The sequence below is a fragment of the Pseudomonas sp. CFII68 genome, assembly GCF_000416195.1.
Classification (GTDB): domain Bacteria; phylum Pseudomonadota; class Gammaproteobacteria; order Pseudomonadales; family Pseudomonadaceae; genus Aquipseudomonas; species Aquipseudomonas kilonensis.
This window is the reverse complement of sequence record NZ_ATLN01000052.1, coordinates 1-10,482: the sequence shown is the minus strand read 5'-3', so window position 1 is coordinate 10,482 and position 10,482 is coordinate 1. Positions and strand designations below refer to the sequence as shown.

At 61.7% G+C, this 10,482-nt stretch carries 10 protein-coding genes; 5 read left to right on the top strand and 5 right to left on the bottom strand.

Features of this window, described 5'->3' with window-relative positions; genetic code table 11:
• Nucleotides 1–50: 50 nt before the first annotated feature.
• From CFII68_RS17875 to CFII68_RS17895, 5 genes are all read right to left on the bottom strand, one after another.
• On the bottom strand, nt 51–587 hold the full coding sequence (locus CFII68_RS17875; protein ID WP_050585389.1) for a DUF3299 domain-containing protein: 537 nt from the start codon (nt 585–587) through the stop codon (nt 51–53).
• Between the two features lie 89 nt (nt 588–676).
• Nucleotides 677–922 (bottom strand): GlsB/YeaQ/YmgE family stress response membrane protein, encoded by a 246-nt coding sequence (locus tag CFII68_RS17880; RefSeq protein WP_018604711.1) that lies wholly within the window; start codon nt 920–922, stop codon nt 677–679.
• A gap of 102 nt (nt 923–1,024) precedes the next feature.
• Nucleotides 1,025–2,110, bottom strand: coding sequence for a 5-(carboxyamino)imidazole ribonucleotide synthase (locus CFII68_RS17885; protein WP_018604709.1), 1,086 nt, complete (start codon nt 2,108–2,110; stop codon nt 1,025–1,027).
• A gap of 12 nt (nt 2,111–2,122) precedes the next feature.
• Nucleotides 2,123–2,614 carry a 5-(carboxyamino)imidazole ribonucleotide mutase gene (gene purE / locus CFII68_RS17890; protein WP_018604706.1) on the bottom strand — a complete coding sequence of 164 codons (492 nt, stop codon included), beginning with the start codon at nt 2,612–2,614 and terminating at the stop codon, nt 2,123–2,125.
• A gap of 333 nt (nt 2,615–2,947) precedes the next feature.
• Nucleotides 2,948–3,865, bottom strand: coding sequence for a LysR substrate-binding domain-containing protein (locus CFII68_RS17895; protein ID WP_018604704.1), 918 nt, complete (start codon nt 3,863–3,865; stop codon nt 2,948–2,950).
• Nucleotides 3,866–4,045: 180 nt separating this feature from the next.
• Between CFII68_RS17895 and aspA the strand changes: the two genes are divergently transcribed.
• The 5 genes from aspA to CFII68_RS17920 all read left to right on the top strand — a co-directional run bounded on the left by aspA (nt 4,046) and on the right by CFII68_RS17920 (nt 10,374).
• Nucleotides 4,046–5,470 carry an aspartate ammonia-lyase gene (gene aspA, locus CFII68_RS17900; RefSeq protein ID WP_018604702.1) on the top strand — a complete coding sequence of 475 codons (1,425 nt, stop codon included), beginning with the start codon at nt 4,046–4,048 and terminating at the stop codon, nt 5,468–5,470.
• Between the two features lie 486 nt (nt 5,471–5,956).
• On the top strand, nt 5,957–7,408 hold the full coding sequence (locus CFII68_RS17905; RefSeq protein WP_018604700.1) for a sodium:alanine symporter family protein: 1,452 nt from the start codon (nt 5,957–5,959) through the stop codon (nt 7,406–7,408).
• Between the two features lie 128 nt (nt 7,409–7,536).
• Complete coding sequence (locus CFII68_RS17910) at nt 7,537–8,541, top strand: asparaginase (protein WP_018604699.1); 1,005 nt, start codon at nt 7,537–7,539, stop codon at nt 8,539–8,541.
• 215 nt (nt 8,542–8,756) lie between these two features.
• Nucleotides 8,757–9,749: an AraC family transcriptional regulator gene (locus CFII68_RS17915; protein WP_018604697.1), complete on the top strand. Its 993-nt coding sequence runs from the start codon at nt 8,757–8,759 to the stop codon at nt 9,747–9,749.
• A gap of 166 nt (nt 9,750–9,915) precedes the next feature.
• Nucleotides 9,916–10,374 carry a transposase gene (locus CFII68_RS17920; RefSeq protein ID WP_018604694.1) on the top strand — a complete coding sequence of 153 codons (459 nt, stop codon included), beginning with the start codon at nt 9,916–9,918 and terminating at the stop codon, nt 10,372–10,374.
• The last annotated feature ends 108 nt before the right edge of the window (nt 10,375–10,482 follow it).

Here is a 10,482-nt window from a genome sequence, read left to right as displayed (position 1 = left end):
CGCGAGCAAGCCCGCTCCCACATTTGGATCTACGCCATATCTGCGGCCTATTACAAATCCGCCTCCTGCACCACCCGCACCTTCTCCGCCTCCAGCGCATACGCCGCACTCGCCAGATCATTGTCGACCTTTTCGATCTTCAACGTGCCCGTCACCCACAGCGGTGTGTAGATGTCGTCCAGCTTCAGGCCCTTGGGAAAGCGCACCAGCACCAACTGGTTAGGCGGCGGTGGCGGGACGTGGATGCAGGCGCCGGGGTAGGGCACCAGGAAAAACAGCGTGCTGCGGCCCTTGGCGTCGGTTTCCAGCGGCACCGGGTAACCGCCGATGCGGATGTGCTTGTCATTCATGGCCGCCACGGTCTTGGTCGAATACATCACCGCCGGCAAGCCTTTGCTTTGCTTCAGGCCGCCTTTTTCGGTGAAGGTGCCGTTGGCTTCCGGGGAGTCGTGGTCGATCTCGGGCATGGCCTCGAGGGCTTTCTGGTCCGACTTGGGCATCAGTTCGAGCCAGTCGGTTTCCGGCAGCTCGGCAGCATGGGCCAGGCCACTGCCCAGCAGAAGAAGGGTCAACACTAGACGGCGCATGAAAGGGCTCGGCAATGAGTGGAAAGTGAACCGCCGAGCATTCTAGCCCCCTCTGCGCGCCAGGCAGAGAGGGCTTTATTGCATTTGAATCAGTTTCTTTTGATCAGGCCGTAGATCACCAGCAATACCACTGCGCCCACCAGGGCCCCAATGAAACCAGCACCTTGGCCGGCGTGGTAGATGCCCAGGGCCTGGCCGCCGTAAGTGGCCGCCAACGAACCGCCGATACCGAGCAGGATGGTCATGATCCAGCCCATGCTGTCATCGCCCGGTTTCAGGAAGCGTGCCAGCAGGCCAACGATCAAGCCGATAAAAATGGTTCCGATGATTCCCATGGCATTGCCCTCTGGTTGAGTCACTCAGCCAAAGCCCGGTCAGGCTTTGGCACTTAGCCATGAGAGAGATTAGCCGACGAATGGTTCCACCGGCGCCCCAGATTATTGTTCGGCGATCAGCGTCTCGACCTTGATGATCTGCTGGGCCAGCGTCGCCCGGTCAGCACAGCGCAGGTTGGCGTGGCCGACCTTGCGCCCGACCTTGAACGCCTTGCCATAGTGATGCAAATGGCAGTCAGCGATCGACAGGACTTTCTCGCTGTCCGGCACCTTGCCGATGAAGTTGAGCATGGCGCTTTCACCGACCTTGGCGGTCGACCCCAGCGGCAGCCCGGCCACCGCCCGCAGGTGGTTTTCGAACTGGCTGCACTCGGCGCCTTCGGTGGTCCAGTGCCCGGAGTTGTGGACCCGAGGGGCGATTTCGTTGGCCTTGAGGCCGCCGTCCACTTCAAAGAACTCGAACGCCATCACGCCGACATAATCGAGCTGCTTGAGCACCCGGCTGGAATAGTCTTCGGCCAGGGCCTGCAACGGATGGTCGGTGCTGGCGACGGACAGCTTGAGGATGCCGTCCTTGTGAGTGTTGTGCACCAGCGGGTAGAAACGGATTTCACCGTCACGGGCACGCACGGCGATCAGCGAGACTTCCCCGGTGAACGGCACGAAGCCTTCCAGCAGGCAGGCCACGCTACCGAGTTCGGCGAACGTACCGACCACGTCTTCAGGCTTGCGCAGGACTTTCTGGCCCTTGCCGTCGTAACCCAGGGTGCGGGTCTTGAGCACGGCGGGCAGGCCGATGGCAGCGACGGCAGCGTCCAGGTCGGCCTGGGACTGAATGTCGGCGAAGGCTGGCGTGGGAATGCCCAGGTCCTTGAACATGTTCTTTTCGAACCAGCGGTCACGGGCGATCCGCAAGGCTTCGGCGCTCGGGTAGACCGGGACGAACTGGGACAGGAAGGCCACGGTCTCGGCCGGGACGCTTTCGAACTCGAAGGTCACCAGGTCAACTTCATCAGCCAATTGACGCAGGTGATCCTGGTCGCCGTAGTCGGCCCGCAGGTGTTCACCCAGTGCCGCGGCGCAGGCGTCCGGCGCCGGGTCCAGGAAAGCGAAGTTCATCCCCAGCGGTGTACCTGCCAGGGCCAACATGCGACCCAACTGGCCGCCACCGATTACACCGATCTTCATTCGTCAACAACCTCAGGCAATGCGTGGGTCTGGATTGTCCAGGACGCTGTCTGTCTGCTCAGCGCGGAATTTTTTCAGCACGGTATGAAATTGTGGGTGCTTGGCGCCCAGGATGCTCGCCGACAGCAGGGCCGCGTTGATCGCGCCGGCCTTGCCGATGGCCAGGGTCGCGACCGGGATACCGGCTGGCATCTGCACGATCGACAGCAACGAATCGACGCCCGAGAGCATCGCAGACTGGACCGGCACGCCCAGCACCGGCAGGTGGGTCTTGGCCGCACACATGCCTGGCAAATGGGCGGCGCCACCGGCACCGGCGATGATCACCTCGATGCCACGCGCCTCGGCCTCTTCGGCGTACTGGAACAGCAGGTCCGGGGTACGGTGGGCGGAGACCACTTTCACCTCGTAAGGGATGCCGAGCTTTTCCAGCATATCGGCGGTGTGGCTAAGGGTGGACCAATCGGACTTGGAGCCCATGATCACGCCAACCAGTGCACTCATCGTCGTGCCTCTTCTCTCTGGGCGCCCGCAGGCGCGTCAAAAAACAACAAGCCACGCAGGAAACCGGCGTGGCTTGTTGTACGAATTATGGCCGGGCGAACCGACCGAAGGCCGGGCAGTATACCGAAAATGGTGCGTTAAACGCACTTTCGCCGACCATCTGTCATTTGTGGTGAAGTGGCGGTTTTATTGACTCGCAGGTCAGCGTCGGAACAGCGCTGATCCCTTGTGGGAGCGGGCTTGCTCGCGAATGCGGTGTGTCAGTTAAGAAGGTGGCGACTGACACACCGCATTCGCGAGCAAGCCCGCTCCCACAGGGGTTCTGCGTGGGTTTCAGGACCCGATGGCACCCTGCGCCACGCCGCCTTCGAGCTTGCGCCACAACAACCGCACATTGGCCTTGCGCACCAAGGCGCAGCGGTACAGGCGGATCTCCAACGGCACGTGCCATTGCGGGCCGCCGCAGATCACCAGTTCGCCCCGGGCCAGTTCGGCGCGTACGCTCAGGTGCGGCACCCAGGCGATGCCCAGGCCTTCCAGGGCCATGCTTTTCAGGCTGTCGGCCATGGCCGTCTCGTAGATCGTGGTGAACCGCAGCGCCCGCTGGCGCAGCAACTGGTTGACCGAACGCCCGAGGAACGCCCCGGCGCTGTAGGCCAGCAGCGGCACGCTGGCCTCGCCTTCAGGGTCGAACAGCGGCTTGCCATCGGCATCGGCGGCGCACACTGGGAGCATCTCGGTCTGGCCCAGGTGCAGCGACGGGAAAATCTCCGGGTCCATCTGCATGGCCGAATCCGGATCGTAGAAGGCCAGCATCAGGTCGCAGCCCCCTTCACGCAAGGCGTGGACGGCATCGCCGACGTTGGTCGCCACCAGCCGCGTGGCGATGTTCATCCCTTCGTTGCGCAGCTGGGCGATCCAGCGCGGGAAGAAGCCCAGCGCCAGGGAGTGGGCAGCGGCCACTTGGATGACTTCGCCCTGTCCACCTTCCAGGTGATGCAAATGACGCAGCACTTCACCCAGTTGCTCGACCACCGTGCGCGCCGTCACCAGGAACAACTGCCCCGCCGCCGTCAGCTCGACCGGCGTGCGCGAACGGTTGACCAGGGTCAGCCCCAGCGCCGCCTCGAGGCTGCGGATTCGCCGGCTGAAGGCCGGTTGGGTCACGAAACGCCGCTCGGCCGCCTGGGAGAAACTGCGGGTAGCGGCCAGGGCACTGAAGTCCTCGAGCCATTTGCTTTCAAGATTCATCACGTCCTCCCTTACACGCACCAAAACAGGTCACACGTTCGTCGCACCGCCGACGTCACACCGACATTATGCCGAATATGCATAGGCCAGTGCTTAACAGCATTGGCCCTATTTTTTTCCAGAGCCTAGGATTCGCAGCGTTCCGGCTCAGACCGGGTCCTTATCGAGATGATTTCCATCATGTCCTCCGCTGCATCATTCCGCACAGAAAAAGACCTGCTTGGCGTACTCGAAGTACCGGCGCAAGCGTATTACGGCATCCAGACCCTACGAGCGGTAAACAACTTCCGTCTCTCCGGCGTCCCGATCTCGCATTACCCTAAGCTGGTGGTCGGTCTGGCAATGGTCAAACAGGCCGCCGCTGACGCCAACCGCGAACTGGGCCAGCTCAGCGAAGCCAAGCACGCCGCCATCAGTGAAGCCTGTGCACGATTGATCCGCGGCGACTTCCACGAAGAATTCGTGGTGGACATGATCCAGGGCGGCGCCGGCACGTCGACCAACATGAATGCCAACGAAGTCATCGCCAATATCGCGCTGGAGGCCATGGGCCACCAGAAAGGCGAGTATCAGTACCTGCACCCCAACAACGACGTGAACATGGCGCAGTCCACCAACGACGCCTACCCAACCGCGATCCGCCTGGGTCTGCTGCTGGGCCACGACGCGTTGCTGGCCAGCCTCGACAGCCTGATCCAGGCATTCGCGGTCAAAGGTGAAGAATTCAGCCACGTCCTGAAAATGGGCCGCACCCAGCTGCAAGACGCCGTGCCGATGACCCTTGGCCAGGAATTCCGCGCCTTCGCCACCACCCTGAGCGAAGACCTGGCGCGCCTCAAAACCCTGGCGCCTGAACTGCTCACTGAAGTGAACCTGGGCGGCACCGCCATCGGCACCGGCATCAACGCCGACCCGCGCTACCAGGCCCTGGCCGTACAGCGCCTGGCAACCATCAGCGGCCAGCCGCTGGTTCCGGCCGCCGACCTGATCGAAGCCACCTCCGACATGGGCGCCTTCGTGCTGTTCTCCGGCATGCTCAAGCGCACTGCGGTCAAGCTGTCGAAGATCTGCAACGACCTGCGCCTGCTGTCCAGCGGCCCGCGCACCGGCATCAACGAAATCAACCTGCCGGCTCGCCAGCCAGGCAGCTCGATCATGCCCGGCAAGGTCAACCCGGTGATCCCCGAAGCGGTCAACCAGGTGGCCTTCCAGATCATTGGCAACGACCTGGCCCTGACCATCGCGGCCGAAGGCGGCCAACTGCAACTGAACGTGATGGAACCGCTGATCGCCTTCAAGATCTTCGACTCGATCCGCCTGCTGCAACGGGCCATGGACATGCTGCGCGAGCACTGCATCGTCGGCATCACCGCCAACGAAGCGCGCTGCCGTGAACTGGTCGAGCACTCGATCGGCCTGGTCACCGCCCTGAACCCTTACATCGGCTATGAAAACGCCACCCGCATCGCCCGTATTGCCCTGGAAAGTGGCCGCGGCGTGCTGGAACTGGTGCGCGAAGAAGGCTTGCTCGACGACGCCATGCTCGACGACATCCTGCGCCCGGAAAACATGATTGCTCCGCGTCTGGTACCGCTCAAAGCGTGATCGACACGAACACCGCTCACCAGGTCGAGGGACTAGACACCTCTCACCTTTTGAGGGCTTGGGGATCTTCCCCAAGCCCTTTTTTTAATTGATAGCAGCAAAGGATGACTGAATCTGTGGGAAGGAACCTACTCGCGATAAACAACGACGTGCTGCCCGTAGTAAACCGCGTCGCCAGCCAACGCGAGCAGGCTTGCCCCCACAATAACCTGACCGAAAGGCCAGGTGTTTCAAAGGATTCGTTTCGTCGGATGCACCACAACTGTGCAGACGGGCACCGCGCTGATAGGTATAGTGCCGCCCCTCTTCGCATGAGTGATCGTCTGCAGCGAGATCCTTAAACATGCGAAAACCGAACTAATAACAACCCGCAAAAATGGACCAGGACGAAACATTGCCTCACCTGTCGTGCCGCGCGCCGACCGATGTAACGCGACATTTCAAATGGCCAGCATTTGCTTAAACAAAAAACAGCGAGGAATACTCATGCTCGAAGTCATCAACGACTTCCTTTCAGGGAAAGTGCTGATCGTGCTCATTGTCGGGCTCGGTGGCTACTTCACGATCCGCTCGCGTTTCGTGCAGTTCCGTCATTTCTTTCACATGTTCACGGTGTTCCGTGACAGCCTGAAAAGCAGCACTGACCAACTCAGTTCCTTCCAGGCCCTGATGCTCAGCCTGGCTGGCCGTGTCGGCGCGGGCAACATCGCCGGTGTCGGCATCGCCGTGACCCTGGGTGGTCCTGGTGCGGTGTTCTGGATGTGGGTGACTGCCCTGGTCGGTATGTCCAGCAGCTTCTTCGAATGCTCCCTCGGCCAGCTCTACAAGCGCTGCGACTCCGAAGGCCAGTACCGTGGCGGCCCGTCCTACTACATCCAGCACGGCCTGCATAAACGCTGGTTGGGCATGATCATGGCGTTCCTGCTGCTGATCACCTTCGGCTTCGCCTTCAACGGCCTGCAAGCCCACGCCGTGACCCACTCCCTGAACAACGCTTTCGGCTTTGACACTACCTACACCGGCCTGGCCCTGGCGGTATTGCTGGGCCTGGTGTTCATTGGCGGGATCAAGCGCATCGCCAAGGTGGCCGACCTGCTGGTACCGGTCAAAACCCTGGCGTACATAGGCGTAACTCTCTACGTGATCGTGCTGCAGTTCGAACACGTACCGGACATGCTGGCGACTATTGTCAGAAGTGCGTTCGGTCTGGACCAAGCCTTTGGCGGTCTGATCGGCAGCGCCATCATCATGGGCGTCAAGCGTGGCGTATTCGCCAACGAAGCCGGCCTGGGCAGTGCGCCTAACGTGGCCGCCGTAGCCTCGGTCGAGCATCCGGTAGCACAGGGTGTGGTCCAGGCGTTCAGCGTGTTCCTGGACACCTTCGTGATCTGCACCTGCACCGCGCTGCTGATCCTGTTGTCGGGCTTCTACACCCCTGGCTTCGAAGGCGACGGCATTGCTCTGACCCAGAACTCCCTGGCCGCCGTGGTCGGTGACTGGGGTCGGATTTTCATCTCCGTGGCCCTGTCGTTGTTCGTGTTCACCTCGATCCTCTACAACTACTACCTGGGTGAGAACAATCTGCGCTTCATGGTCGGTGAAAACCGCAAGGTGCTGATCGGCTATCGCGCCCTGGTGCTGGTATTGATCTTCTGGGGTGCCATCGAGAACCTGGGTACCGTGTTCGCCTTCGCAGACATCACCATGACCCTGCTGGCGTTCGTGAACCTGATCGCGCTGTTCCTGCTGTTCAAGGTCGGCATGCGCATCCTGCGTGACTACGATGACCAGCGTGCGGCCGGCATCAAGGTTCCAGTCTTCGACTCCAGCAAGTTCCCGGACCTGGACCTGGACCGCAACGCATGGCCAGCCACCCCGTCGGCACCGGTTGCCAAACCTGACGCCGAGACTGCTGGCGTGGCCGCAGCGCAACGCTGATCGGTAACAAGCAAAAAACCGGGCGCATCCCCTGCGCCCGGCGTGACACAGCCTAAGGTCGGCGTCATGCTCGGCCTTATGTTGTGGCAGCGAAGTAGAGCTGCCGTTTTCGTCCTCGGAGAACCCCCATGAATTCCTCGACCTATCCTGCCGCGCAGCACGTCATGGTGCTCTACACCGGTGGAACCATCGGCATGCAGGCCAGCGCCCACGGCCTGGCCCCGGCATCCGGTTTCGAAGCGCGGATGCGCGATTACCTGCACAGCCAACCCGAACTCGTCGTCCCGCAATGGCGTTTCCGGGAAATGTCGCCGCTGATCGACAGCGCCAACATGACCCCGGCCTATTGGCAGCAACTGCGCGAAGCCGTGGTCGATGCCGTGGACGTGCAGGGTTGCGACAGCATCCTGATCCTGCACGGCACCGACACCCTGGCCTACAGCGCCGCGGCGATGAGCTTCCAACTGTTGGGCCTGCATGCGCGAGTCTGCTTCACCGGCTCGATGCTGCCCGCCGGCGTGACCGACAGCGACGCCTGGGAAAACCTCAGCGGCGCGCTGGTCGCCCTTGGCCAGGGTCTGGCGCCGGGCGTGCACCTGTACTTCCACGGTGAACTGCTGGCGCCAACCCGTTGCGCGAAAGTGCGCAGCTTCGGTCGCCACCCGTTCAAGCGCCTGGAACGCCAGGGTGGCGGCGTCAAAGCCTCCTCGCTGCCGGCGCAGTTGAATTACAACCAGCCCAAGCAACTGGTGAACATCGCGGCGCTGCCGCTGTTTCCCGGCATCAGCGCGCAGATCCTGGACGGCCTGCTGGGCAGCGGCATCCAGGGCCTGGTGCTGGAATGCTACGGCAGCGGCACCGGGCCGAGCGACAACCCGGCCTTCCTCGCCAGCCTCGAGCGGGCGCGGGACAGCGGCGTGGTGGTGGTGGCGGTGACCCAATGCCATGAAGGTGGCGTCGAGCTGGACGTTTACGAAGCTGGCAGTCGCTTGCGTGGCGTTGGCGTGCTGTCCGGCGGCGGCATGACCCGCGAGGCCGCGTTCGGCAAGTTGCAGGCCTTGATTGGCGCAGGGCTGCCAGTGGATGAGGTTCGGCGGCTGGTAGAGCTGGACCTGTGTGGCGAGCTGAGCTGACACCCGGCAAACCCTGTGGGAGGGGGCACTTGTGGGAGCAAAGCTTGCTCGCGATGCGGGCGACACGGATCAACTGTAAGGTCGCGTCATCGTTCTTCGCGAGCAAGCTTTGCTCCCACAGGTTTACTCCCACATTAGAGGTTGTGTTGAACCTTCGATTTTCACCCGGCATATAACTTGCTCCGTTTCCAACCTCCCCCAGGCTGGAAACGGACATGCTTCATTCCCACCTCACCACCCTCAACGCCGTCTCCCTGGTACTGAGCACCTTCAAGAGCCAAGGGCTGTCCAGTGAGGCATTGCTGGCCGGCAGCGGCATCAGCGCGGCGGACCTGAGCCGGGCCGATACGCGCATCACCACCAACCAGGAGATGCAAGTCTGCGCCAACGCCGTGGCCCTCAAGCGCGACATCGGCCTGGAACTGGGCCGGCGCATGCACGTTTCGTCCTACGGCATGCTCGGTTATGCCCTGCTCACCAGTGCCACCTTAGGTGACGCCTTGCGCCTGGCGCTGCGCTATCCGGCGCTATTGGGAACACTCTTCGAACTGAACCTGGACGATGACGGCCAGTACATCTGGTTCAGCGCCAGCGATTATCGGGAGAACCCGGCCCTGGCGGTGTTCAATGCCGAGTTCTGCATGGTTTCGCTGAAGGTCATCTGCAACGACCTCCTTGGTCATGCACTGCCCTTGCGTGCGGCACGCTTCGAACATCCGGCGCCCGACTACCAGGTACGCTACACCGCGCCCTTCGACTGCCCGGTGCGCTTTGACAGCGACGATAATGCGTTCGCCTTCGAGCGCCACTGGCTCGAACAACCCTTGCCCCTGGCCGACCCCATCACCCATCACGCCATGGCCGAACGTTGCCGCCGGCAGAACACCGAGTTCACCGGACGCCAGGCCTGGCTGGGGCGGATCCGCCAGTTGCTCGACGCCCAACTGGACGCCGCCCCCGGGCTGGAAGGCCTGGCCGAACAGATGAACTGTTCGGCGCGCACCTTGCGCCGGCACCTCAAGGACCTGGGCTGCAGCTATCAGGAACTGCTGGACGAACTGCGCTTCGAACGGGCCAAGCAGATGCTCTGCGAGGACCAATTGCCGATCTATCGAATCGCCGAACGACTGGGCTTCAGCGAAACCGCCAGCTTCCGCCACGCCTTCGTGCGCTGGAGCGGCGTCGCGCCAAGCCAGTTCAGGGCCTGACCCCTTCCTGGGAGTCGCCGCTTGCATGGACGACATCTAATCCCTGTGGGAGCAAGGCTTGCCCGCGATGGCGTCAGACCAGACACATCCTGCTCCAACATTCCAAGTCGGATCTACTCCTGCTGTCCTAGCCTTGAACTAAAGGACAGATTAAGGATGATCACTTGTGACAACACTGCCTCATTCCCAACAGTTGCGTTCCGGACGTTATTCGCAGTCTGGACAAATCTATTTACTGACCGTGAATACGCGCGACCGCGAGCCGTTTTTTGGCCGCTTCGAGACAGGACGCTTGGTGGTTGACGCCTTCCGAAAGGCTCAGGAAGAACAATTTGCCCATTCGTTGGCCTGGGTGGTGATGCCAGACCATTTTCACTGGCTGATCGAATTGCAGGGTATAGAACTCTCCAAGCTGATCGCGCGAACAAAGTCTCGGACCACGGTTGTCTTCAATCGATTGATGCAGCGGGAAGGATCGCTTTGGCAGGAGGGATTTCATGACCGGGCCATTCGCAAGGAGGAAGATCTGCAAACAGTCGCTCGATATATCGTGGCAAACCCGCTGCGAGCCGGTTTAGTTACAAAAATTGGGGACTACCCATTGTGGGACGCGATCTGGATCTGATGCGATTCAAGCTGCGCCCATGATGGCCTCATCGCGGGCAAGCCTTGCTCCCACTGGTATTCCAAATGCTGCTTTTGGGGGGGAGCAAACCTGCTTCCACAGGCATTC

Bases quoted from the DNA above. Each gene is read 5' to 3' on its own strand.
- purE (WP_018604706.1), bottom strand. From the start codon at position 2,614: ATGAGTGCACTGGTTGGCGTGATCATGGGCTCCAAGTCCGATTGGTCC.
- CFII68_RS17895 (WP_018604704.1), bottom strand. From the start codon at position 3,865: ATGAATCTTGAAAGCAAATGGCTCGAGGACTTCAGTGCCCTGGCCGCT.
- CFII68_RS17915 (WP_018604697.1), top strand. From the start codon at position 8,757: ATGCTTCATTCCCACCTCACCACCCTCAACGCCGTCTCCCTGGTACTG.
- CFII68_RS17880 (WP_018604711.1), bottom strand. From the start codon at position 922: ATGGGAATCATCGGAACCATTTTTATCGGCTTGATCGTTGGCCTGCTG.
- aspA (WP_018604702.1), top strand. From the start codon at position 4,046: ATGTCCTCCGCTGCATCATTCCGCACAGAAAAAGACCTGCTTGGCGTA.
- CFII68_RS17910 (WP_018604699.1), top strand. From the start codon at position 7,537: ATGAATTCCTCGACCTATCCTGCCGCGCAGCACGTCATGGTGCTCTAC.
- CFII68_RS17875 (WP_050585389.1), bottom strand. From the start codon at position 587: ATGCGCCGTCTAGTGTTGACCCTTCTTCTGCTGGGCAGTGGCCTGGCC.
- CFII68_RS17905 (WP_018604700.1), top strand. From the start codon at position 5,957: ATGCTCGAAGTCATCAACGACTTCCTTTCAGGGAAAGTGCTGATCGTG.
- CFII68_RS17885 (WP_018604709.1), bottom strand. From the start codon at position 2,110: ATGAAGATCGGTGTAATCGGTGGCGGCCAGTTGGGTCGCATGTTGGCC.